The organism is Bartonella sp. B1098, assembly GCF_944896145.1.
Lineage (GTDB): Bacteria > Pseudomonadota > Alphaproteobacteria > Rhizobiales > Rhizobiaceae > Bartonella.
Genome location: NZ_CALYLP010000005.1, coordinates 119983 through 142988, shown reverse-complemented (window position 1 = coordinate 142988; position 23006 = coordinate 119983). Strand labels below are relative to the sequence as shown.

At 37.1% G+C, this 23006-nt stretch carries 32 protein-coding genes and 1 tRNA gene; 20 read left to right on the top strand and 13 right to left on the bottom strand.

The genetic code is table 11. The features are described from left to right. Positions 1 to 6: 6 nt before the first annotated feature. The 5 genes from nrdR (at position 7) to nusB (ending at position 3219) form a co-directional block, all read left to right on the top strand. Positions 7 to 489, top strand: coding sequence for a transcriptional regulator NrdR (nrdR, locus tag NNJ85_RS09230; protein ID WP_254475416.1), 483 nt, complete (start codon positions 7 to 9; stop codon positions 487 to 489). Next, entirely contained in the window at positions 482 to 1609 is a 1128-nt protein-coding gene (gene ribD / locus NNJ85_RS09225; protein WP_254475414.1) for a bifunctional diaminohydroxyphosphoribosylaminopyrimidine deaminase/5-amino-6-(5-phosphoribosylamino)uracil reductase RibD, read from the top strand. The genes nrdR and ribD overlap by 8 nt, the downstream gene beginning before the upstream one ends. After that, a complete protein-coding gene (locus NNJ85_RS09220; protein ID WP_254475411.1) occupies positions 1591 to 2208 on the top strand; it encodes a riboflavin synthase in 618 nt (205 codons plus the stop codon). Before ribD ends, NNJ85_RS09220 begins: the two co-directional genes overlap by 19 nt. A 79-nt stretch (positions 2209 to 2287) precedes the next feature. Beyond that, the gene (locus NNJ85_RS09215; RefSeq protein WP_254475409.1) at positions 2288 to 2746 is read left to right on the top strand and encodes a 6,7-dimethyl-8-ribityllumazine synthase; all 459 of its coding nucleotides are present in this window, start codon (positions 2288 to 2290) and stop codon (positions 2744 to 2746) included. 2 nt (positions 2747 to 2748) lie between these two features. After that, positions 2749 to 3219 (top strand): transcription antitermination factor NusB, encoded by a 471-nt coding sequence (gene nusB, locus NNJ85_RS09210; RefSeq protein ID WP_254475407.1) that lies wholly within the window; start codon positions 2749 to 2751, stop codon positions 3217 to 3219. Positions 3220 to 3296: 77 nt separating this feature from the next. On the opposite strand, the gene NNJ85_RS09205 is transcribed toward nusB, so the two are convergent. Next, positions 3297 to 3776 (bottom strand): outer membrane protein assembly factor BamE, encoded by a 480-nt coding sequence (locus NNJ85_RS09205; protein ID WP_254475470.1) that lies wholly within the window; start codon positions 3774 to 3776, stop codon positions 3297 to 3299. Positions 3777 to 3998: 222 nt separating this feature from the next. Between NNJ85_RS09205 and NNJ85_RS09200 the strand changes: the two genes are divergently transcribed. From NNJ85_RS09200 to NNJ85_RS09180, 5 genes are all read left to right on the top strand, one after another. After that, entirely contained in the window at positions 3999 to 4556 is a 558-nt protein-coding gene (locus NNJ85_RS09200) for a DUF177 domain-containing protein (protein ID WP_254475398.1), read from the top strand. A 156-nt stretch (positions 4557 to 4712) separates the two neighbouring features. Next, positions 4713 to 5783, top strand: a complete 1071-nt coding sequence (gene plsX, locus NNJ85_RS09195) for a phosphate acyltransferase PlsX (protein WP_254475396.1) — start codon at positions 4713 to 4715, stop codon at positions 5781 to 5783. A gap of 49 nt (positions 5784 to 5832) precedes the next feature. After that, positions 5833 to 6807, top strand: a complete 975-nt coding sequence (locus NNJ85_RS09190) for a beta-ketoacyl-ACP synthase III (RefSeq protein WP_254475394.1) — start codon at positions 5833 to 5835, stop codon at positions 6805 to 6807. A gap of 77 nt (positions 6808 to 6884) precedes the next feature. Next, entirely contained in the window at positions 6885 to 7208 is a 324-nt protein-coding gene (locus NNJ85_RS09185) for an integration host factor subunit alpha (protein WP_005773477.1), read from the top strand. A gap of 182 nt (positions 7209 to 7390) precedes the next feature. Next, entirely contained in the window at positions 7391 to 7894 is a 504-nt protein-coding gene (locus NNJ85_RS09180) for a MerR family transcriptional regulator (RefSeq protein WP_254475392.1), read from the top strand. A gap of 1051 nt (positions 7895 to 8945) precedes the next feature. On the opposite strand, the gene thrS is transcribed toward NNJ85_RS09180, so the two are convergent. The 3 genes from thrS to NNJ85_RS09165 all read right to left on the bottom strand — a co-directional run bounded on the left by thrS (position 8946) and on the right by NNJ85_RS09165 (position 11822). Further along, on the bottom strand, positions 8946 to 10922 hold the full coding sequence (gene thrS, locus NNJ85_RS09175; RefSeq protein WP_254475390.1) for a threonine--tRNA ligase: 1977 nt from the start codon (positions 10920 to 10922) through the stop codon (positions 8946 to 8948). 112 nt (positions 10923 to 11034) lie between these two features. Then, on the bottom strand, positions 11035 to 11385 hold the full coding sequence (gene yidD, locus NNJ85_RS09170; protein ID WP_254475388.1) for a membrane protein insertion efficiency factor YidD: 351 nt from the start codon (positions 11383 to 11385) through the stop codon (positions 11035 to 11037). Continuing rightward, positions 11352 to 11822, bottom strand: a complete 471-nt coding sequence (locus tag NNJ85_RS09165) for an iron-sulfur cluster assembly scaffold protein (RefSeq protein WP_254475386.1) — start codon at positions 11820 to 11822, stop codon at positions 11352 to 11354. The genes yidD and NNJ85_RS09165 overlap by 34 nt, the downstream gene beginning before the upstream one ends. Positions 11823 to 11947: 125 nt before the next feature. On the opposite strand from NNJ85_RS09165, the gene folE reads away from it, so the two are divergent. The 3 genes from folE (at position 11948) to NNJ85_RS09150 (ending at position 14126) form a co-directional block, all read left to right on the top strand. Further along, positions 11948 to 12571 carry a GTP cyclohydrolase I FolE gene (gene folE, locus NNJ85_RS09160; RefSeq protein ID WP_254475385.1) on the top strand — a complete coding sequence of 208 codons (624 nt, stop codon included), beginning with the start codon at positions 11948 to 11950 and terminating at the stop codon, positions 12569 to 12571. 136 nt (positions 12572 to 12707) lie between these two features. Continuing rightward, a tRNA-Leu gene (locus NNJ85_RS09155) sits at positions 12708 to 12792 on the top strand. Positions 12793 to 12953: 161 nt separating this feature from the next. Then, the gene (locus tag NNJ85_RS09150) at positions 12954 to 14126 is read left to right on the top strand and encodes a site-specific integrase (RefSeq protein WP_254475383.1); all 1173 of its coding nucleotides are present in this window, start codon (positions 12954 to 12956) and stop codon (positions 14124 to 14126) included. Positions 14127 to 14129: 3 nt separating this feature from the next. Here NNJ85_RS09150 and NNJ85_RS09145 read toward each other — a convergent pair whose 3' ends face one another. The 8 genes from NNJ85_RS09145 to NNJ85_RS09110 form a co-directional block, all read right to left on the bottom strand. After that, positions 14130 to 14405, bottom strand: coding sequence for an AlpA family transcriptional regulator (locus tag NNJ85_RS09145; protein WP_254475380.1), 276 nt, complete (start codon positions 14403 to 14405; stop codon positions 14130 to 14132). An 87-nt stretch (positions 14406 to 14492) separates the two neighbouring features. Further along, positions 14493 to 15116, bottom strand: coding sequence for a lambda exonuclease family protein (locus NNJ85_RS09140; RefSeq protein WP_254475378.1), 624 nt, complete (start codon positions 15114 to 15116; stop codon positions 14493 to 14495). Between the two features lies 1 nt (position 15117). Then, positions 15118 to 15942: a RecT family recombinase gene (locus NNJ85_RS09135; RefSeq protein ID WP_254472625.1), complete on the bottom strand. Its 825-nt coding sequence runs from the start codon at positions 15940 to 15942 to the stop codon at positions 15118 to 15120. 121 nt (positions 15943 to 16063) lie between these two features. Then, positions 16064 to 16486, bottom strand: coding sequence for a hypothetical protein (locus tag NNJ85_RS09130; RefSeq protein ID WP_254475377.1), 423 nt, complete (start codon positions 16484 to 16486; stop codon positions 16064 to 16066). Positions 16487 to 16488: 2 nt separating this feature from the next. Then, the gene (locus tag NNJ85_RS09125) at positions 16489 to 16956 is read right to left on the bottom strand and encodes a hypothetical protein (RefSeq protein ID WP_254473267.1); all 468 of its coding nucleotides are present in this window, start codon (positions 16954 to 16956) and stop codon (positions 16489 to 16491) included. 14 nt (positions 16957 to 16970) lie between these two features. Continuing rightward, positions 16971 to 17657: a hypothetical protein gene (locus NNJ85_RS09120; RefSeq protein WP_254473265.1), complete on the bottom strand. Its 687-nt coding sequence runs from the start codon at positions 17655 to 17657 to the stop codon at positions 16971 to 16973. Between the two features lie 92 nt (positions 17658 to 17749). Next, a complete protein-coding gene (locus NNJ85_RS09115; RefSeq protein WP_254472619.1) occupies positions 17750 to 18154 on the bottom strand; it encodes a hypothetical protein in 405 nt (134 codons plus the stop codon). 195 nt (positions 18155 to 18349) lie between these two features. Beyond that, positions 18350 to 18652, bottom strand: coding sequence for a helix-turn-helix domain-containing protein (locus NNJ85_RS09110; RefSeq protein WP_254475375.1), 303 nt, complete (start codon positions 18650 to 18652; stop codon positions 18350 to 18352). Between the two features lie 92 nt (positions 18653 to 18744). On the opposite strand from NNJ85_RS09110, the gene NNJ85_RS09105 reads away from it, so the two are divergent. Genes NNJ85_RS09105 through NNJ85_RS09095 form a run of 3 tightly spaced genes read left to right on the top strand, consistent with a single transcriptional unit; the run spans position 18745 to position 19793 of the window. After that, positions 18745 to 18996, top strand: a complete 252-nt coding sequence (locus NNJ85_RS09105) for a helix-turn-helix transcriptional regulator (protein ID WP_254475373.1) — start codon at positions 18745 to 18747, stop codon at positions 18994 to 18996. A 10-nt stretch (positions 18997 to 19006) separates the two neighbouring features. Next, positions 19007 to 19615: a hypothetical protein gene (locus NNJ85_RS09100; RefSeq protein ID WP_254472616.1), complete on the top strand. Its 609-nt coding sequence runs from the start codon at positions 19007 to 19009 to the stop codon at positions 19613 to 19615. 10 nt (positions 19616 to 19625) lie between these two features. Next, a complete protein-coding gene (locus tag NNJ85_RS09095; protein WP_254473262.1) occupies positions 19626 to 19793 on the top strand; it encodes a hypothetical protein in 168 nt (55 codons plus the stop codon). Here NNJ85_RS09095 and NNJ85_RS09090 read toward each other — a convergent pair. Next, a complete protein-coding gene (locus tag NNJ85_RS09090; protein ID WP_254475371.1) occupies positions 19784 to 20440 on the bottom strand; it encodes a hypothetical protein in 657 nt (218 codons plus the stop codon). The genes NNJ85_RS09095 and NNJ85_RS09090 overlap by 10 nt on opposite strands. Before the next feature lie 72 nt (positions 20441 to 20512). Between NNJ85_RS09090 and NNJ85_RS09085 the strand changes: the two genes are divergently transcribed. The 4 genes from NNJ85_RS09085 to NNJ85_RS09070 are packed head-to-tail and all read left to right on the top strand — an operon-like array spanning position 20513 to position 22816. Continuing rightward, positions 20513 to 20989 carry a crossover junction endodeoxyribonuclease RuvC gene (locus NNJ85_RS09085; RefSeq protein ID WP_254475369.1) on the top strand — a complete coding sequence of 159 codons (477 nt, stop codon included), beginning with the start codon at positions 20513 to 20515 and terminating at the stop codon, positions 20987 to 20989. After that, on the top strand, positions 20979 to 21344 hold the full coding sequence (locus NNJ85_RS09080) for a DUF1376 domain-containing protein (RefSeq protein WP_371923319.1): 366 nt from the start codon (positions 20979 to 20981) through the stop codon (positions 21342 to 21344). The genes NNJ85_RS09085 and NNJ85_RS09080 overlap by 11 nt, the downstream gene beginning before the upstream one ends. Continuing rightward, entirely contained in the window at positions 21334 to 22389 is a 1056-nt protein-coding gene (locus NNJ85_RS09075) for a hypothetical protein (protein ID WP_254472612.1), read from the top strand. The genes NNJ85_RS09080 and NNJ85_RS09075 overlap by 11 nt, the downstream gene beginning before the upstream one ends. After that, positions 22349 to 22816, top strand: coding sequence for a hypothetical protein (locus NNJ85_RS09070; RefSeq protein WP_254472611.1), 468 nt, complete (start codon positions 22349 to 22351; stop codon positions 22814 to 22816). The genes NNJ85_RS09075 and NNJ85_RS09070 overlap by 41 nt, the downstream gene beginning before the upstream one ends. The last annotated feature ends 190 nt before the right edge of the window (positions 22817 to 23006 follow it).

The following is a 23006-nucleotide window of genomic DNA, read 5'->3' as shown; positions in this document are numbered from 1 at the left end:
AAAGAGATGCGCTGTCCTTACTGTCAATATGAGGATACACAGGTAAAAGACTCACGTCCAGCAGAAGAGGGGGCGGTGATTCGCCGCCGCCGTGTGTGTCCTGTTTGCGGTGGTCGTTTTACAACTTTTGAACGTGTTCAATTGCGTGAGCTTTTGGTTACTAAAAAAAGTGGACGATGTGAGCCATTTGATCGTGATAAATTAATGCGATCAGTTGATGTGGCTGTACGAAAGCGCAATATTGATCCTGATCGTATTGAACGAGCAATCTCTGGCATTGTACGCCAGCTTGAGAGTTTGGGGGAACCAGAGGTTGCTTCAGAAAAAATTGGGCATCTTGTGATGGAAGCATTAAAAAGAATTGATGATATTGCTTATATCCGTTTTGCTTCTGTGTATCAAAATTTTCGTAATGCAAGCGATTTTCACGATATTATCGATGAGTTGTCAAAGGGTGTAGCGGATACAGAATCTCGTTTTGATGAATAAAAAAGTGCAAGATGAACAGTTTATGGCTGCCGCTATCCGTTTAGCAGAGCGTCATGTGGGGCTTACAGGTGAGAATCCTTCCGTGGGTATGCTAATTGTGCAAAATAATGGCGGTACAAAACCGTTTATTGTTGGCTATGGCATAACAGCTCTTCACGGGAGGCCTCATGCGGAAGTGCAAGCTTTACGTATGGCTGGTTCTCTAGCTCAAGGAGCGACTGCCTATGTTACTTTAGAACCTTGCGCACATTATGGAAAAACTTCTCCGTGTGTTAATGCACTTATTGATTCAGGTATTTCCCGAGTTGTTGTTGCTCTGACCGATTGTGACAAGCGTGTGGATGGTCGTGGTCTTGCTCTTTTGCGTGCGGCGGGTGTTGAAGTCGTTGAGGGTATTTTAGCTGAAGAGGCTTTTGAAGCTTTATGGACGCATTGGTGTATAAGAAAGTTGCAACGTTGTGCTGTTACTTTTAAAATGGCAATTTCTGCCGATAATAGTGTGGGAAAAAGAAAGGAGGGGGGAATAAAAATTAGTGGAACTCTTTCCCATACCCATACGCATATTCTACGGGCTCAAAACAACGCTATTCTCGTTGGTGTTGGGACTATATTAGCCGATGATCCACAACTCAATTGTCGCTTGCCAGGAATGGAAATGCGCTCGCCAATTCGTATTATTTTGGATGCAGATTTATCTATCCCTCTTGATGCGAAAGTTGTCCAAACAGCCATAAAAACTCCTACGTGGGTTATTTGTAATGGGGATCTTTCAAAGAAAAACAAAAAAAACGCATTGGAGCACTATGGTGTGTCTGTTTATTCGGTAGAGATGAATAATGGTTTTGTAGACCCTTTTGTTCTTTTACAGATGCTTTATAAACAGGGGATTAATAGTATTTTACTGGAGGGGGGCGTAAAGACAGGAGAAAAGTTTTTGAATGCTGGTTGTGTTGATCATTTGATATGTTTTTATAGCCCCGTTGTTTTAGGAAAAAAAGGGATTACAGCCCCTCATTTTGAAAATTATCTCTCGCAATTTCATGAGATTGAGACAAAAATGTTTGGAAATGACCGTTTTTATAAATGGAGACGTAAGACATTATGTTCACAGGAATTATAACGGATATCGGTTGTGTTGAAGATGTTCAATCTTTAAAGCAGGGGATGCGTGTAAAGATTTCTACACGCTATGCTATAGAAAGCTTAGTAATTGGTGCGTCAATTGCGTGTTCAGGAATTTGTCTGACAGTTGTGGAACGAGGTTTTAAACAAGGAGATTCCAATTGGTTTGTTGTTGAGGCGTGGGAAGAAACATTACGTTTAACAAATCTTGCCCAATGGAAAAAAGGAACTTTTGTTAATTTAGAACGTTCGCTTAGATTGGGTGATGAAATGGGAGGGCATTTGGTTTCTGGTCATATTGATGGCTTGGCTGAAATTATTGAACAAAAAAATGAAGGGGATGCAATTCGTTTTTATTTAAAAGTTTCAAGACAATTTATGCTTTTCATTGTACCTAAGGGATCAGTTGCTCTTAATGGAACGTCTTTGACTGTTAATAGTGTGGAGGATTGCGTTTTTGATGTTCTTATTATTCGCCATACACTTGAAGTGACAACATGGGGAGAAGCTAAAATTGGAGATTGGGTCAATTTGGAAATTGACCAACTTGCTCGTTATGCTGCTAAGCTTTTTGCTTTTAAAAGAGACGATGAATAAGCTACAATTCTATTGATCGTTTTTAGAATTTTATGCTCTATACCTTTGAGTTTTTTGATTCGTTTTTATGGATTTTCATATGATGAAAGAGATACGTAAAAGTCCTCACGTATTGATTGTTGAAGCACGTTTTTATGAAGAGATTTCTGATGCGCTTTTGAAAGGGGCTGTGAATGCCTTGCAAAAATCTGAAGCAAGTTATGATATTATAACAGTTCCAGGAGCTTTAGAAATACCAGCTGCGATAGCTTTTGCTGAACAAAATAATAAGATATCTTATGATGGTTATGTTGCACTGGGTTGTGTTATTCGAGGGGAGACATATCACTTTGAAATTGTTGCCAACGATTCTTGTCGGGCCTTGATGGATTTAACTATTCATAAGCACTTAGCTATTGGAAATGGTATTTTAACTGTTGAAAATGAAGAGCAAGCATGGGTGCGCGCAAAACAAGATGGCAAAAATAAAGGTGGTTTTGCAGCTGAAGCTGCTTTATGTATGATCGCTCTAAAAAAGAGATTTGGAGATAATCGTTAAATATGGCTGATATAAAAAGCAGACATTTTCCGCGTTCAGCCAATAAACGTGGAGCAGCAAGACTCGCTGCGGTTCAGGCTCTCTATCAAATGGATATCGTGGGTTCGGGAGTGATGGAAACGGCTGCGGAGTATGAGGCTTATCGTTTGGGAAAAGATATTGATGGAAACCAGTATCTTGAAGCTGATTTTCAATGGTTTGTGGCGATTATAACGGGTGTTGTAAAGGACCAAAAGCAGCTTGATCCCCTGCTTCATCAACAGCTTTCTGCAGAATGGTCTCTTTCACGTCTTGATTCTATATTGCGAGCAATTTTACGAGCCGCTTTATGGGAGCTGATCAACCGTAAAGATGTTCCTGTTGCGGTCGTCATGAATGAATATGTTGATATAGCTAAAGCGTTTTTTGAAGGGGATGAGCCAAAACTTGTTAATGCAGTTCTTGACAGTATGGCAAAAAAAGTCCGCTCTTAATGATGATATTTTCTCATATGATGAGGTCTGATAATATCAGACGTCATCATATTGGAACGATAAGTGGACGATATCTTCTACCTAGGGGGTGGTAGATTCGCAGGGCCTTTTATAATTTGAATTAAGAAGGGATGTTCTTTTGTTAAAGTTGGTGTTGTTTTCGTAATAAAATCAAATACTTGACCGTCTTGTAGGCCATAGTTAGCAACTTTTGTAACCTGATTGTTTCCATTGAAATAAATAGCTAAAACTTTGCGATCAATAATCTTTGTTTTCATAAACTGCATCCCACGATAACGTGTTTGTGAGATGTAATAAAAAACCTCATTATCATATTTTGTTTTTAATGAAGGTGTTCCTAAAGTTAAAAGAACTTGCTCTTGACTTGAGCCAACAGAAATAGAACTTAGAGCATTTTTATCAAGAATATAGCCCTCTCTATAAATTTGGCTTGTCCCTGAAGAATCAAGAAGATTGCAACCTGCAAGTATTACAATACTTGCTATTGATAAACCAACCAAAAATTTGCGTTTGATTAAGGCTACTATGTGAGGCATTTGAAACAATGATATCTCCTTTATACTGAGATGTACGACAAGAAGGCAACCTCAAGTTTTTTCTAATTTTAGTTTAATCTACCGTAGCTTACATTGAGTTTCCCTGTTATAAGACAGATTATGCCATATAGAATTTCTTTAGAAAAGAAAAAAATGAATGAAATATACTTGAGTTAAATAAAAGTACTGTGCTTTATAGATTTTCATGTTTGGGAGTTGTCAATGAATGTTCAAAATGTTTCTCAAATAGCATTTGCTTTGGCCTATCCAATATCCGTCCGTTGTCTTCCTGCTAAAGGGATAAGAGTTCATCTTTGTGCAAACAAAAAAGAATGTACACATTTAGCTCAAAACCATGATTTAGTTGAAGTAAAATCTTGTGAGGGAAAATTCCATATTCTTCCGTGGAAAAAACGCGGTGTGCGTATAAAAGGTTTGTTGCAAGCGCATATAATACAGTTATGTGTTGTTACATTAGAACCATTAGAAAATATTCTTCGTGAAAATATTGAGGTTGTTTTTGTTCCCGAAGATTCAAATTTAACGAAGCCCAAAATATCAGAAGATACACGAGAATTGTTTTTAGATGTAGAAGGGCTTGATACACCGGAAGTATTTTATAATGATCGAATTGATATTGGTGCAATCATGGAAGAGTTTTTTGAGTTGTCTATTAATCATTATCCACGTAAAGAGGGGATAAAAATGCATGTGGTTAAAAATTTAGAAGAAGCAGAGCAAAAGTTTTCGCCATTTTCTGTTTTGAAAAGTTGGAAGTGATTGTAAAAACATAAAAAAATTATCTATTGTATGCTATGATAAAAACGATATTTTCTGCGGAGCTGTTTTCGCAAGGTATGTTTTATGAGTGTTTAGTCACCCAAAATCATAATATGCATTTAAAAATGTAAATGAAAAGATGTGGGATATGAAAGCGTGATTAGAATTTCTGTGGATGTCATGGGTGGTGATTACGGTCCAGAAGCAGCTATTGCAGGAGCAGCAATTGTCCAAAAATATTTATCAGATGTTTATTTTCTGTTTTATGGGATAGAGGAGGTCGTTCGGCCGGTTTTAAAAAAATATCCCCGTTTGGATTCTGGATCGCGCTTTTACCCTACAGAGAGCTATACACGCATGGATGAAAAACCAAGCCAAGCCCTTCGCAATGGACGTGGTAAATCATCAATGTGGTATGCCATTGAAGCGGTAAAAAATGGTGAGGCTGATGCTTGCGTTTCTGCTGGTAATACGGGGGCACTTATGGCTATGTCTTATTTTTGTTTGAAAATGTTGGCAGAGGCTGAACGTCCTGGTATCGCGGGTATTTGGCCAACACTTCGCAGTGAGAGTATCGTTTTAGATATTGGAGCAACGATTGGTGCATCTGCTCGTCAGTTGGTTGATTTGGCGGTTATGGGTGCGGGTATGTTTCGTGCTTTATATCACACCGAAAAACCAAGTGTTGGACTTTTAAATGTGGGGGTGGAAGAGGTTAAAGGACTTTATGAAATAAAAAAAGCAGGAATGATCTTACGTGAAGTGCAATTAGAAGGACTGGAATATAAAGGATTTGTTGAGGGCAATGACATTGGAAAAGGAACAGTCGATGTTGTTGTAACAGAAGGATTTTCTGGTAATATTGCTTTAAAAACTGCAGAAGGGACTGCGCGACAGATAGCAGAGATTTTAAATTCTGTCCTGCGCAGTTCTTTTTTAACATCTCTTGGTTATTTTCTATCGCGGGGTGCTTTTCGTACACTGAAAAATAAAATGGATCCCGATAGGGTAAATGGAGGTGTGCTTTTAGGTTTGAATGGTGTGGTCATAAAAAGTCATGGCAGTGCTAATGCTAATGGTTTTGCTTCTGCTATCCGTGTTGGTTATGAAATGGTTAATAATGAACTTTTACAAAAAATAACGGCTGATTTACGGCGGTTTCATGAGAATAAAGAAACACTTTTTGATCAGGAGGATGAAGCGATAATGAGTGGAGAATCCTTATGATGAGCTCTTATAATGGAAGCAAAAAATCTGAAGAAAAGGTGAGAGCTGAATGATTCGATCAATTATACGTGGTGTAGGAAGTGCTTTGCCGAAAAGAAGTTTATCAAATGATGAGATTGCAAAGTTTGTTGAAACGTCAGATGCATGGATTGTTCAACGTACAGGAATACATCAACGTTATATTGCCAATGAAAATGAAACAACGGTTTCTTTAGGCGTTGAAGCTGCACAAGCAGCTCTTATAAATGCTGGTCTTACAATAAAGGATATTGATTGTATTATTTTAGCCACCTCAACGCCAAATCGTACGTTTCCTGCTTCTGCTGTTGAAATTCAGAATGCTTTGGGAATGAGCCACGGATTTGCTTTTGATATTCAAGCTGTTTGCTCTGGTTTTATTTTTGCTTTAACAACAGGAGATTCTTATTTACGTTGTGGAGCCGCTAAAAGAATTTTAGTGATTGGGTCCGATACATTTTCTCGAATTTTAGATTGGGAAGACCGTACGACGTGTGTTTTGTTTGGTGATGGTGCGGGGGCTGCTGTTTTGGAAGCGCAAGAGGTTGAAGGGCAAGGTGCTTTTGAGCGTGGTATATTGTCTGCAAAATTGCGTTCTGATGGTGCTTATATCGATAAGTTGTATGTTGATGGGGGACCTTCAACAACACAAACGACAGGCTATTTGCGTATGGAAGGACGAGAAGTTTTTAAATATGCTGTTGGTATGATAACGGATGTGGTTGATGATTGTTTTGCAGCTGCAGGTGTAGATTCTTCACAACTCGATTGGTTTGTCCCTCACCAGGCTAATAAGCGCATTATTGAAGCATCTGCTAAAAAGCTGAAAATTTCACCAGATAAAGTTGTGATTACCATTAATCAACACGGTAACACATCTGCAGCATCCGTTCCGTTGGCTTTAACAACAGCTCTTTGCGATGGAAGGATAAAAAAAGGAGATCTTATCATGTTAGAAGCCATGGGAGGTGGATTTACATGGGGAGCAATTCTTATTCGTTGGTAAATGATGGTTACTTGACCATATTTGAATAAAACGTATAAGTCATTTTGTAATTTTTAATATTTTAATAGGTGGTTATAATGACAAGTAAGACAGTAACGCGTGCAGATTTAGCGAGCGTAGTTTGTAAAAAAGTGGGCTTGTCACATACTGAATCAGCAGCTTTGGTCGAATTGGTTTTGGATGAGATTTGCAACTCACTTGTAAGAGGTGAAGCGGTTAAATTATCTTCTTTTGCAACTTTTCAGGTTCGCAGTAAGAATGAACGTATTGGACGCAATCCCAAAACAGGTGTTGAAGCACCTATTCCGCCGCGACGTGTTGTGACGTTTAAGGCTGCAAATATCCTTAAACAGAGAATTTTAGATTCGCATCGTGCAAGACAGAAAAATAATCTCTCATAAATAAATGCCATGATAATGTTTGGTATTTGTTAAAAAATGTATAAAATAAAGACTTATGTTTTTTAAAAAAAGGCTATTTAGTAAGTAGTCGAGGTCCTATTTTTGACTAATCTTATTGAGAAAATGAGACGTAATGAATCATTATCAAATTATTTGTCGTGTTTTAGATAAGGTGTTGCAAAATGGATAAAAGCTCTGATGCTTTTCGCACAATTAGCGAAGTAGCCGAATTATTGGAGCTTCCGCAGCATGTTTTAAGATTCTGGGAAACACGTTTTAGGCAGATTAAACCAATGAAACGTGGGGGAGGAAGGCGTTACTATCGTCCACTCGACGTTGATTTGCTCAATGGTATTAAGCAGTTATTGTACGATCAGGGTTATACGATAAAAGGTGTGCAGCGCCTTTTGAAAGAAAATGGTGTTGCTTTTGTGACTGCATTTGGTAATGGCGATCTTAATGCTATGAATGTCGTCATAGAGAAAAAACATGCCGGGCAAACTTTTGAAAATACGAGCAATAAACCTAAAAAGTCTTCTTTTGGGCTTTTGAGTTTCATGAGAAATGAGGGAGAGACCTCTGTTGGTTCTGTGAATCTTTACAAAGATAAAACCGATAAAGCATTGTTGCAAGAAATCCTGTTTGAACTCATTGAATGTAAGCGTGTTCTTGATAGAGCACGATAACAATAATGTTTTGCATTTTATATTGTGCTTTTTTTAGAAAAACATGCGTTTTAAAAGTTTTTTATAAATCAGTATTTAGCGTTTAGCACCGCAAGGTATTTAAAGATATTTAGACGCTTTATAAGTGTGACTTGAGCTTTATATGTTAAATGAGCAACTCATATATCCTGTGTGCATAGTTGATTGTTTTTTAGGAAGAGTTTTTAATCTGGTCAAATATGAAGAGAGAAAAGAATGAACAGCGAATTTTGTCATTCTCCTTTGATTTAGCTTTATAATTTTCAAGAAAAGTAAAGCATATCTTCATTAGTGTAGATTGGGTGCTTTTATAGAGCGCTATTGGGTTCTCAATTCATGTGCCTTGTTTAAAGAGATTTTTCTTAAGGCCCTCAAGCCTATTTCACGACAGTCTCCATGAATGCTATAACATTAAATTCCACTATTTTTACATTTGTGAAGGAGCAATACACATTTTATCAGCACCCAATGTTGCAACAATCCCTTGGGTACTTGAAACGGTTTAAGCATTTTTTAGTCTTTTCTAAATTTTTCATTCACACGGCTTATCTCGTTTGTTATGTGCAAACGAATAATTTTAATTTCTGTAACATAAAACAGATTTGAAATAAGAAAATCCTATGATATTTGAGATTCTTTTTTAATATAAATGACGATAGATTATCATTATAAATCAAATTATTATATTTATTTTATAAAGTCATCTCTTAAGTATATAATACATCATTATTCGACCAATTTACGTATTTATGATAATCTTATTTTTTTCTTGATATTGATGTAATTATCGTAACAATCTATCCATGATCATGGCGTTGTCTTCCTATATCTATAATTTTTGTATTTAAATAACTTATAGCTTTTACATTCAATTTTTTATCAACCTGCCTCGTAAAGTGTGATCACGTGATTTTTACTGATGATTGGTCATCATGTATGAAACTGAAAAACACGACACTATCAAGCCGTTTGATTTTGTACAAAAATTCACGATTTACAGTGAAAAATGAATGTCTTACCATCTCTTATGATATTATGCATTTATTACACGCTGTAAATCTGGAGGCGTGGCTTCATTTGAGAGTTGCTTAATTGCATCTTCTACAGATAAAAAGGTTTGATTCGTGCTTCCTAAACGACGCATATTGACGCTGTTTGTTTCAGCTTCACGTTTGCCACAGACCAAAATGACGGGAACTTTTTGTAAAGAATGTTCTCGTATTTTATAGTTAATTTTTTCATTGCGAAGATCTGTTGTTGTGGAAAGCCCAATAGCTTTAAGTCTTGCCATTATTTTTTGGGCATATTCATTTGCTTCGGATGTAATTGTTGCGACAACAATTTGTTCAGGAGCAAGCCAAAGAGGCATATGTCCAGCAAAATTTTCGATTAATATACCAAGAAAACGCTCCATTGATCCAAAAATGGCACGATGAATCATAACAGGCTGACGCTTTTCTGAATTTTTATCAATATAGAATGCACCAAAACGTTCAGGAAGATTAAAATCTATTTGTGTTGTTCCACATTGCCATTCACGACCGATAGCATCTTTTAATGTATATTCAAATTTTGGACCATAAAAGGCTCCCTCACCTGGAAGGATACTTGTTTTGATTTGTCCCGCAGATTTTGTTTCAATTGTTTTAAGGACAGATTTCATGATACTTTCTGCATAATCCCATAATGCATCAGATCCAACGCGTTTTTCTGGACGTGTTGAAAGTTTAAGGCTGATTTCTTTAAAACCAAAATCCGCATAAGTTGATAAAATAAGATCATTAATATTGAGACATTCATTGGCTAATTGTTCATCAGTACAAAAAATATGTGCATCGTCTTGTGTAAAACCACGCACACGCATAAGACCATGCAAAGAGCCTGAAGGCTCATAACGATGAACAAGACCAAACTCAGCAAGTCGAATAGGCAAATCACGATAAGATTTTAAACCATGTTTAAAGATTTGCACATGACCAGGACAATTCATTGGTTTAAGGGCATAAACATTCCCATGGTCTGAATCTTCTGCGGCTGGAATTGCTTTGAACATGTTTTCCTTATACCAGCCCCAATGCCCCGATATTTCCCAAAGTGATCTATCGAGAACTTGTGGTGCATTTACTTCGGCATATTGATGATCATCAAGGCGTCTACGCATATAATTGATCAAATTTTGGAACATTTTCCAGCCTTTTTGGTGCCAAAAAATCATTCCTGGTCCTTCTTCTTGAAAATGAAATAAATCCATTTCACGTCCCAAGCGGCGATGATCACGTTTTTCAGCTTCTTCTAGCATATGGAGATAGGCTTTTAAGTCATTTTCGTTTGCAAATGCTGTTCCATAAATTCTCGTGAGCATTGGATTATTGGCATCGCCACGCCAGTAAGCTCCTGCGACTTTCATTAATTTGAAAGCATTTCCAATTTGCCCTGTAGATTGCATGTGCGGTCCGCGACAAAGATCAAACCACTCGCCTTGATAATAGATTTTTAGATCTTGATTTTCTGGAATGCTCTCAATAAGTTCAACTTTATAAAATTCCTTTTTCTCAGAAAAAACTCTTTTTGCTTTTTCACGAGACCAAATTTCTTTTCTAAAAGGCTTATTGCGTTGGATAATTTCACGCATTTTCTTTTCAATGACGGTGAGATCATCTAGTGTGAAAGGTTGTTGGCGTGCAAAATCATAATAGAACCCATTCTCAATTATAGGGCCTATTGTTACTTGCGTTTCAGGAAAAAGTTCTTGCACTGCTTCAGCAAGGACATGGGCGCAATCATGCCTTATGAGTTCAAGAGCACGTGCATCTTCTCGGGTAATAATCTCTATTTGACCAGACTCTGCTAATGGATCTGATAGATCTCGCATAATGCCATCAAGACTATAGGCGACGGCTTTTTTTGCGAGTGATTTAGAAATGGATTCTGCTAATTCCAAGCCTGTCATTTCGGCGGGGTAATTACGTTTTGAACCATCGGGAAAAGAAAGAGAAATAGAGCAAGACATAAAAACACCCTTTTAATCCAATTCCGCCAACGATTGCGGATGGTTTCGTGAAAACTGAGTAAAAAGCTTATAGATTAACTTTTCTATCAATACATATGAAAAAAGAAAAGAATTATTTGGTGTGTTTTTCAGAAATTTTCCAGTAACGCCAAGGTTTATAAAAACAGCAAGAATTTCCGAGTGAAGGAGGTACTGGATCAAAGCCATCTGTTCCAAAGGGACCACAACGTATGATACGAAAGAGCCCCATCCATGCACCAGCCCAAAGCCCATGGCGTGCGATTGCTTCATATATATATTCTGAACAAGTTGGGGCATGGCGACACTGGTTGCCTATAAGACTCGAAAGTGTTATTTGATAGAAGCGTATTAAGAAAATACCCAGTAATCGTCCAGGTGTTTTTTGCCAAGTCCCTGTGTAATTTCGAGTTACTTTTTTTTGTCGAAACTGTGATTTGAGCATTTATTTTCTTCTGTTTTTTCAATTTGTTGAATACAGTCTATCGTTGCATCAAAGGGTAATAGTGTTGCAGCATGGCGGACGTTATAGTCTTTAATGGGCTGTAAGAAAGAAAAATCCTCAAAGGGAGCTTGAGGAGAAGGGCCATCCTGCGTTAGCATTTGATAGATAACTTTACGTAATATTTTAAGATCTTGTGTTGTTTGTCCGATGATATGAGATGCTAAAAGTGATGCTGAGGCTTGCCCTAACACACATGCGTGTATTTCATGAGCGAAATCTATCACGATATGATCTTCCACTTTTAAATCCACAGTGATTGTTGAGCCGCAAGGATGTGCATATTTTTTTGATGTTGCATCAGGATTATTAAGACGCCCAATTCTGCCTATATGCGCAGCATATTCAAGTATTTTATCACTATAGATATTGTTACTCATGCGCTATTGCCTGAAATTTTGAGAGACGTGATTGTTTAAACTTTTAATTCACTTATATAGAGATTATACAAAATGAAATAGGTCTATAGCAAATGTTTTGTATAGAGTAAGGTTGGAGTTTTTGAATGCGTAATGTTGTTAAAGAAGGCGCAGAGGATCCTTTTTTATCTGAAGAAAAGCGTCCGAGTCTTGAAGAGGTGGAAGAAGCGATTCGTACATTACTCTTATGGGTAGGGGAAAATCCAAAAAGAGAAGGGCTTTTAGAGACTCCAAAACGTATAGCCAAGGCATATCGCGAGCTTTTTAATGGTTATCGTCAATCAGTTGAAGAAACCTTAGGAACAGTTTTTGAAGAGGTTTCAGGATACAATGAGTCGGTAATCGTAAAAAATATTCCTTTTTATTCGCACTGTGAACATCATATGATCCCGATTATTGGAAAAGCGCACATAGCCTATCTTCCTGATGCAAAAATTGTTGGCCTTTCAAAAATTGCGCGTATTGTAGATATTTTTTCTCGTCGTTTACAAACACAAGAAGCGATGACAGCACAAGTGGCTCATGCTTTAGAAATGCACTTAAAACCTCGTGGTGTAGCCGTATTGATCGAGGCTGAACACATGTGTATGGCTATGAGAGGAATCCAAAAACAGGGATCTACAACAATTACAAAGAAATTTCATGGTTATTATGAAAAAGATCACGCTGCACAAGCTCATTTTATGATGATGGTTCAAAGATCATCGTAAAGCCCATATTTTTAGTAATCTTTATTAAGTTATAAATCATCTGGATAAAATAAATTATGGGAAAGAGAAAATTGGCTTGTACCTTTCTTTATGATTTGTTAAAGGCTGAAAACCAAAGTGTTTTGCTTAACCACGTGCGGTCGTGGCGGAATTGGTAGACGCGCAGCGTTGAGGTCGCTGTGGGGCAACCCGTGGAAGTTCGAGTCTTCTCGACCGCACCAGTTATAGATTCTCTTCAATATCACTTGATGTCGTTGTTTATTTAATTTCATTTATAAGTGATTGTTTTTATTTCCTTAATTGTTTTTTACATGCGATTTTGATATCTGATGAATCCGCCAAAAGCGCAATTCAAAAGGTGGTTCAAAAGGTGGTTTAAAAAGTGACTAGGAAAACAAGAACACGTGATAGATTGACCGCTTTATCTGTAAAAAATTTGCCTAAAGGAAAATATGCAGATGGAGCTGGACTATGGCTTATTAAAACAGCACAGAATCAAGGACGTTGGGTTTTTCGATTCGATTTCAATAAAAAGCGTCGTGAAATGGGATTAGGCTCTTGTAGCGTTGTATCTTTGAAAGAAGCAAGGCTTAAAGCTACTGCTTGCCGTGATCTTTTGCACCAAGGTATTGACCCGATTCGTAAAAGGAATAATGAAAAGTTACGACGGGCTGTTGATAGTATTTCTTTACGAGAAATTGTTTTAAGCGCCTTTGAAGCCAAAAAAAGCGAATTGAAAAATGAAGGAACAGCCGCAAGGTGGTTAACGCCTCTTACATTACATGTTTTTCCAAAGCTTGGAGATATAGCAATTACTGAATTAACGCAGATCGATATAAAAGAGTGCTTATCGCCTATTTGGAAAACAAAAAACGAAACGGCAAGCAAAGCTTTATCGCGTTTAAATATTGCTATAAAACATGCGGCAGCGCGTGGTATAGATGTAGATATGCAATTGGTACCAAAAGCAAAAGCTTTATTGGGAAAGTTTATCCAAAATGTTCAAAATATTCCGGCTATGCCATGGCAAGAAGTTCCGGCTTTTTATCAATCTTTAAATAATGAACTTGTGTCAAACTTAGCCTTAAAACTTCTAATTTTAACCGGTGTTCGTTCAATGCCAATTCGGCATATACGGTTGGAGGAAATCAATCAATTAATATGGACAATTCCAAAAGAAAATATGAAGGGGATAGTTGGAAAGGTTTTTGATTTTCGCGTACCACTTACAGATGAAGCAATTTCTATTATTGAAAAAGCAAAAACAATCGAAAAAAATGGATTTTTGTTTGTTGGAAATTCTGGAAAGCCTATATCTGATATGACGCTTTCTAAATTTATGAAAGATAGAGGGATTGCTTATCGTCCACACGGTTTTAGATCTAGTCTTCGTGATTGGATAGCAGAGACAACGTCAACACCATTTGAAATTGCGGAATTTACGTTGTCTCACTCAGTAGGGAATTCAGTCACAAAAGCTTACATGAGGACTGATTTTTTAGAGCAGCGTCGTGTTCTTTTAGAACAATGGGCGTCTTTTGTGACTGGGCGTTGATTGTTACGATAGTGATGGTAATTCTATAGAGTCTCTTTCGGCTTTTTTGCTTTCAATATAGCGGTCTATTTCAACGATATCCCATTTTAAGTATCGTCCTTCTTGTATTGGTTTAGGAAAAACTCCAGCTTTTACAAGCTCTCTAATAGAGGTCATAGACATTCCAAGATAAATTGAGAGGTCTTGTATATTAACAAGCCTTTGTAGGCGCATTGATAATAAAGCTTGTTCAAATAAACTTACTTTTTTTATTGAGTCTATTAATTTTTCTTCTTTCATTTAAGTGGTCCTTCTTATTTAGATAATTATGAAAGGGTGGGGGTGCTAGGAGGTATGTGAGAAGAAAAGAAGCACCCCCATAAAATATCAGGCGGCTTTTGTTGAGATTCTTCGTATCTCTCGTTCTATTTCTGCTAAAAAGCTTTCAACCGCTTGATTAATCTCTTCAATTTTCTTTTCATCACGGTGGATACGTTTGATTTTCATACGAAAGAGAGATGAATCGCCCGTAAAACGTGGGTCATAACTGATAAAATCACACCATTTGCGCCCCGTACAAGCCATTTGAAACTGCATTTGTGCGAGATATTCTGGTTTGATTTCGTTATCGATAATGAACCGCATATGATTAGTTGATCTAGGGCATTTGATTTCGATTAACCCATCTTCATCAATCAGACCATCAGGGCTAGCCCCCGCCATTTTTATTGTGGGGTGTTGAATAAAGCCGCACCTTGTGACTTCAGTATCATAAATGAATGCATATTCTCTCAAGGCATCTTCTTCATGTTCAATTCCCCATCTCATATCTTCTGTTTCATAATAGGGGCTTGTTTGACCAGTCAGACGCTCTGTAATGAGTTTGATTTTGTAGTCTTCATATTTGCTTGTAGGAGTTCCCTTTGCTGTTTTACTAATAACGTTGTAAATATTTGAAGCGGTGACTTTACCTAAACGGGCTTGAAACCATTCTGCTGTTCTTTGTTCCATTTCACACCGCCCTTTGTTGTTCGTGAGAGGTTGTGGGTGTATATTCAATATCTTGGATATGAATATATTCGGCATCTTGTATAGAGGCGTCTGTTTGCTCTTGTTGTGGGAGAGATTGTAGAGCTCTTTCTCTTTGAATGTTTTGCTTTTTTTCCAACAGTCCCAAAACTTCTTGTGCTTTTTCACAAGACAGATCTGTTAGTTTTTCTACATTTGCGTAAGTGAGAAGATTATCTTCATTGGTTTCAGTCTCTTTAATTAACTCTTTGATTTGTTCAAGTATGTCATAAGAAACAAGTTGTCCTTGTGTGATGTTATTAATACGTGCTGCTTCGTCTTCTTCATAAATACCAGAAAATCCGAAAGCGTAGCGTGCACATTGTATAGTTGCTTTATGACGGAGCATGCGTGCTGGATATTTTTTCCAAGGGTCACTTTTTTCTTGTAGGCATTCGTTTAAATATTCGGTGACCTCGATAGGGTCTTTAATGCCTTTGAGACGAATAGCACATTTTATAGCAATGATCTTCCCATCTTTATCGAGTTGATCTTGAAAGGTCATACCATCAAAGTTAGGATTAGATTTTATGATCTTAATCCATCCATCAATAGAGACCACGGGTATAATGCCGCCACCTCTTTTAGGGAGAGCATAGATTTCTTTGGTTAGGGGATTAAGACCATAAGTGTTGGCAACGGAGATAAAAGCAGCAAATTCTTCATCAGAAGAGTTATAATTAATACATGTTTTGATAAGAGTTTTTCTAAATTCCTCATGAGAAAACCCATATTTGTTTGCCATAATAGCTAATGGTGAATCTGTCATTATTGTTTCCTTATTTTACGCGCAATTCCCCCGTGGCGTGAATCACGCATGTGTTAAAAGTTGTTTGGTTTGGTTGTTAGAAAGGATTGTAATCCTCTGTTGAAGGTTCGCGGTTATCGCCCTACGTAAAAAGAGGGTCCATTCTGGATATTTTTGTATTTCCAGTTATTTCGGCGTCACCAAAAATTCGTGCATTACCAAAAATCTTCGCATTCCCAAAGACTTCGGCACACTCAAAAACATGAGCAGCATCATAAATCCATGCGTTCCCGTAAACACGGGCATTGTCATAAATACGGGCATGACGACAAACATTGGCATCACCATAAACCTTGGCATCACCAAAAATCTGTGCTTGAGCACAAACATAGGCATTATCACCAACCCAACAGTTGCCTTCATGGCTTAAGTTGCTCTCTTTTTCTATAAAGCCCCCTAGATCACCTTTTTTTACATCTCCAAAGTCTCGCAATGCTTTAATTCTATAAAGTGTTTTAAAGCCAACTTCGATTGTCTCATCTGTCAGTTCGTATTTTTTTTCCATGATTACTCTTTCTCACGTGCTACGATCACGGTGGAGCCACTAATTTTACAATCTCCAGCAATGTCTACATTACAAGAAATATATGCTTGATTGTAAATTTTAGCATTTCCGTAAATTCGTGTACTTTCCCCTATAACAGAATTTCCATAGACCCGCGCATAGCCATAAATCTTAGCATTATCTTTAATAGAGGCACTAGAAACTTCTGCATAATTATAAACTTGTGCATTAGCATAAACCTTGGCATAACCATAAACACGAGCATCATCATAAACTTTGGCATTGCCAAAAACATGTGCACTATCAAAAACCCAACAATCGCCTTCATGGGATAGGTTATCTTCACTCTCTACCCAACCGCCGATATCACCTTTTTTGACATATCCAAAGTCTCTTAAGGCACGAATGCGTTGGAGAATGTGACCATTAAACTCGATTATCTCATCAGTAAATTCGTATTTCTTTTCCATGATTACCCCCGACCTTAAACAGTGTCGTTACCGGATTCTTCTGTATTTTCGGTTACTTGTGCATTGCCATAAATACAGTGATTGCCAAAAACCCATGCACTACCAAACACATGGGCTTTGCCGTAAATCTTCATATTACCAGAAATCTTCGCTTTACCGAAAACCTGCGCATTGTCATAAACCTTGGCATTGCCAAAAATTTCGGCATTGCCATTAACCACGGCATTGCCAAAAACTTCAGTATTGCCAGAAACCGCGGCATCATCAGAAACTTGGGCGTATTCATAAACCTTGGCATCACCAAGAACCTTTGCCTTATCACAAACATTGGCATCACCATAAACCTTGGCATCACCAAAAATCTGTGCATGACCACAAACCTTGGCATTGCTAGAAACATGTGCATCATCATAAATCCATGCGTTCCCGTAAACACGGGCATTGTCATAAATACGGGCATGACGACAAACATTGGCATCATCAGAAACCAAGGCATCACCAAAAATTTGTGCATGACCACAAACCTTGGCATTATCACCAATCCAGCAATTGCCTTCATGACTTAAGTTATCTTCTTTTTCTATAAAGCCCCCTAGATCACCTTTTTTCACATCTCCAAAGTCTCGTAATGCTTTAATTCTATAAAGTGTTTTAAAGCCAACTTCGGTTGTTTCATCAGTAAGTTCGTATTTTTTTTCCATGATTTATTTCCTTTAAGTTAGAGTATTCCTTTGTCGTTCTTGAAAAGAACGGCATTGGTTTGTGTTGTAAATTTTTGAGAAAAGGGGTGCTTTTAGAAGCGTACTGTATAGCTTGGGTAGTTTGGAAGGACATCCCAAGGAGTTAAACGGTGCTGTTCTTCATAGGTACCGTACATTTCATCTTCATATTTTTCTTCTGCAATCTCTTCTAAAATTTCATTGTAGATATCACTTTCGCGTATAAAGTAATGAACTTCTCTCTCCTCATAGAGATGGTCGATATTTTTTTTTACATATGCTTCTGCAATCTGTTCAGAAATGTCTTCACAACTCTTTTCAGAAGGATTTATACGAAAGATTTGTATAACATCATCTACCCCATCAACAATGCTTAGAATTTGGCTTGCATCAAGCGGTCCAGACTCTGCAATGTTTTGATCATCATCGCAGGCAAGTAATAAAATTTCATTAGAATTTATAAGCACTGGTTTGTTCACAACTACCTCCATAGAGCCTATTGGCAACTGTTAATTTATAGGATATGGGATATTTGATACCAAAATGGTAATATATAGTCAATACCAAAATGGTTATTTTTTTTATTTTATATTTTTATGAGTAGAAAAAATGGTCAATTAATACGCAAATATTAGAACTATGGAATAAATTGACAGAAGATGAAAAAAGAGAGTTTATTCTTTTTTATCTTGATAAAATGAAGAAAGGAGATCGAGAAGTTTAATCTTATTATCGTAGCTTAGATGCTCTAACATATCTTCAATTTGTTCATCTAAGCTATTAAGTTTATTTCCCGAAAATAACAGTTGTTTAGGGGTAATTTTTAAGTGTGGCGCTAAACGTATAGCCCACTCTTTTGTTAATTTTCGTTGCCCATTTTCTAAACGAAAAATTTGCGGCTGACTAGTTCCTGCCAGTTCGGCTAATTCTTTTGAAGTTAAGCCTACTTTTTGTCTGAAAAATTTCAAATTATTCATGATTCTTATCCTAATTAAAAAAAAAATCCTTTCAAATTCCAATATGGTAAAAATTGCTTGCGTTAAAAATACCGATACGGTATAAAAAGAGAATGTCTAAGCTAAAACTATATTTATCAAAGAATAATATTACTTATGCCGAGTTTGCAATTTTGGTAGGTGTTACGCAAGCATCTGTAGCACGCTATGTAAATAAGAAGCGATTTCCGCATCCTAAGATAATACAAAAGATAGCAGAAGTTACCGATAATTACATAAGTCCTAGCGATTGGTATCAAGAGAATTTTCCTTCAATTTCTAAAAATAGCTGTGTTGAGAACACCGGCGATACTTTGCAGCCTTAAGGAGATCAGAATGATTTTAAATGAAATTTTATCAGAGATTTTATCAATAACAATTATTGCAATGTTACTTATCGACGTCGTGATGTTGGGTTTTGTTTTGTATTATCGCAACCAAGTTAAGGCGCTTAAAGAGCATATTGAAGATGAAGAATTTGCAGCTAGGGCTTTAAAAGAAGAACGCGAAGGAATTAGGGAGATCATTAGTGGATATGATGAGAATATAGAAAAGTATGAAGAGGAAATTAAAGAACTGAATCAAAAGATAGATGAGTATGAAAAAGCGTTCAAACGGAAAAATGATATTATATGCAGGCTAAATGCAGAAATTGAGAAATTGAACCAACAGAATAAACTGAATCCAGAGGATGAAAAAGAAGTTCAATCGCGTAATGAGGAAATTGAGAAACTTAAAAACGAGCTTAAACAGCGTGATGAAAAAATTAAGAAGCTAAAACAAGCGCATAAAGAAGCACTTCAACAGAAAGACATAGCTCTACACAGGCGATTTAAAGAAGTTCAATCCCGTGATGCAGAAATTGAGAGGCTTAAAGACGAGCTTAAACAGCGTGATGAATCTGTAAAAGAAAAGTCTCAGAAGAATAAGAAGAAAAGTAAGTGAGGAGAAAAAAATGGCTTTAATAACAGCAGTTTGTTTATCTACGGCGGTCAATATTCAACTAGCTATTCAACTTTATTGTTTTGATAAAAAAATTCAAAAACTTAGAAAGGAGGTACATAAAAGAGATAAAATAATAGAAAAACAAGAAGAAAAAATTTACAAATTACCTTATTCTTGAGAATTCTCATCTTCAAAAGCGAGTAAAAACTCTGTCCAAAACTTGGTTTGAAGCACTCTTTCTGGATGATTTGATGAAGTGTGTTCAATGATAAAGACTGGTACAGTTTCGATATTTGGTTTGAGGTGGCGAACTGTGAGAATAAATAGTCTTTCTTCATCTTCCTTTAAATTATAATAATTGTATATGTCTTGCTGATTTAAGTCTGCTGGAAAAGGATTTTTAAAACTCATGTATTTTTCATTTTCAAGGGTTAAAAATAGCGGATACTCTCCTAGAAAAATACCTTCAACAAATGCAAATGGGCTTTCATCAGACATACGAAAATTATTCATTTTTATTGAATGTTTTGTAGGATTTTTTATGGTTACATGTACCTCAAGAAAGAGATTTTTACCTTTCTTATATGCGCATGTTTCTTTATCTATAACAGCCTCTAGATTTGGACCTAAATCTCTTATTCTCTTTTCTTCCCATAAAATAGAGAGGTGTCCTTTTGCGGCTTCAGATTGTCTTTGCAGGTGTCTTAATTGTTTAGTGAAATTTATAAGATCTATTTTTCGGTTTCTACAACCTAACCATATTCCAAAACATGATATGAACGTTGGTACTACTAATGAAATGATATCAATGACATCTTTATCCAATTTACACACCTTTTTCTACCCGCTTTTAGAAAAAAACAATCTTATAAAACACGTTATGTATGGAGAGGGGCAGTGATTAGCACGATTCTTTGTTTTGATCTAGGGACGAAGACGGGGTGGGCGATGTGTGGAGGGAGTGGTGACGTATTTAGTGGCACCGTTGATTTTAAATCACGCCGTTTTGAAGGCGGTGGGATGCGTTATTTACGCTTTAAGAGATGGCTTACAGAAATAAAGCAGACAGCAGGTCAAATTGACGCGGTTTATTTTGAAGAGGTGAGGCGTCATGTTGGAACCGATGCAGCGCATGTTTACGGTGGTTTATTAGCAACGTTAACGGCGTGGTGTGAACATCATCAGATACCGTATGAGGGGATACCGGTTTGTACGATTAAGAAAGCGACAACAGGCAAGGGGAATGCGTCGAAAGAAGAGATGATAAAGGCAATGCGTGCAAAAGGACACGCGCCTTGTGATGATAACGAAGCGGATGCTTTAGCAATTTTACATTTAGTTAAAGAAAGGGAGAGCACGAATGATATCTATTAATAAAGTAGCGTGTGTAAAGTTTAGTACAGATAAGTTTTTAAAAGAGCTTATGGGTTTAAAAGCAACAGAGAAGGCAGTTTATACAACCCTTGTGTTGCTTATGAATGATAAGAAAGCGCCTCTTATGAATAATGCGTCTTATTTATCAAGTTGGTGTGGGTGTTCAGTAAGAACGTTTCAAAAGACATTAGAGACCTTAATAAGCACGGGTCATATTACGCGTTTAGAGAATGGTGGCTTATGGCATAAGTCACTCGCTTTTGATTATGGCATCAGTAAATTTTCAGAAAGAGCTTCAAAAGCAGCGAGTATGAGGTGGAGTAAGAAAAGAGACGAGGCAATGCATGTCAACTAAATTAGCTTGGGTTCGCAGCTTCCCTTCAGATTGTCTTGCAGAAACAAATGGCATGAAAGCCTTTCAAATAGCGACATACGTTACATTGAAATGGCACATGCGTAAAAGTGGAGAACCCATTTTTTGTGATCAAGATAAATTAGCACATAGTGCGGGATGTTCAAAAAAGATCTTTAATAAAGCGTTAGAGTTTTTATTACGTGATAAGAAGATCATATGTTTAGAAGATGGTCGTTTATGGAGTTTACAAGTTGAAGAGGAACTCAATAACTCAAACGAAAATTTAAATAAGTTTTCAGAAAGAGCACAAAAGGCAGCAAAGGCAAGATGGGATAAAAATAAAGATAACAGTGATGATGATGCTAAGGATGCTATTAGCAATGCTTGTAGCAATGCTAATGCAATGCTTAATGATGCCAATCACAACCACAACCACATATATAATAAAAAAAATAAAACTATCGTTTTATCAAAAAAAGAAACTGAGTTTGAAGATTTAGAAACAAGCGATTTGGTTGACGAGCCAATCGAGTGTGATGATGTTCAATCAGATCAAAACGCAACATCATCAGAAAACCAACCAATCATTCACGAGCAAAAAAGCGTTCCGAAAAAAGCAAAACGTGCGAAAGCTAATCGAGGTTGTCGATTGCCTGCGGATTTTGAACCCGATTACGATTTTGCAATCGAAGAGGGCTTGCCTCCAGAGCGTGTGAAAGTCGAAATCGCAAAATTTCGAGATTATTGGAATGCCAAGACGGGTAAGGACGCTAGCAAACGTGATTGGCAAGCAACATGGCGTAACTGGGTGAGAAATTCAAAAAATTACAAACAAGGAGAAAATTATGGAAAACAAACCAATTCTCAAACAGAACAACAGCGTGGCTGGAGTTATCGAGTTGCACAGCACATGTCCCATATCAAAAATTCAGATAGTGTGTACAAATTTTTATTCGAGGATGATGACAGAACCACCATTCCTTTGGAAAACGGGGCAAAAGCCATTGAGTGCAGAAGCGGAGAGAGTTACAGCATTGGTTACTGATGCTTTGCAAAAGCTTGAAAAAAAAGCAACTGAAGAAGAAATCCAAACAGCGTTTCTTGTCCTTTCAAATGGTCTCAAAAGCCCCATGGGATCAGATGAGAAAGCAACGGCGCTTGCGTATTTTTATGCTCTTGAAGGCATAAGCAGCTGGATATTGCAAACAGCAACAAAGAACGTTTTGAAAGGCAAAGCAGAGGGCTTAAACACAACTTTTATGCCATCAACAGCAGATTTTTATCGTTACTGCGAAAAGCTTGAAAGCGATATTCGTTACCAAGCAAATCGCATTCTTAAGAATCTTCAAAAGCCAGAAATCAAGAGCAAAAATCAAGAGGCGACGATATCATCAGACCGTACAGAAAGAACCGAAAAGAGCCTTGAAGAGCTCTTAAATGGCATGGAAGAGGTTTTAAAGGGTATTGAATGATAAACAGCAAAATAGTGAAAAGTGCTGATGGTTTTGAGATTAGATATGGGTTTAAATAGCTAAAAAAGTACCGTACAGAACGATTTTAGATTTTTATGATGAAAACCACATTGAAAATAAAAACGCTACTGTACGGTCCAATTTGAGGCAAATAAACCCATAGGTAAAGTTATGGATTTAGATAAGGGGA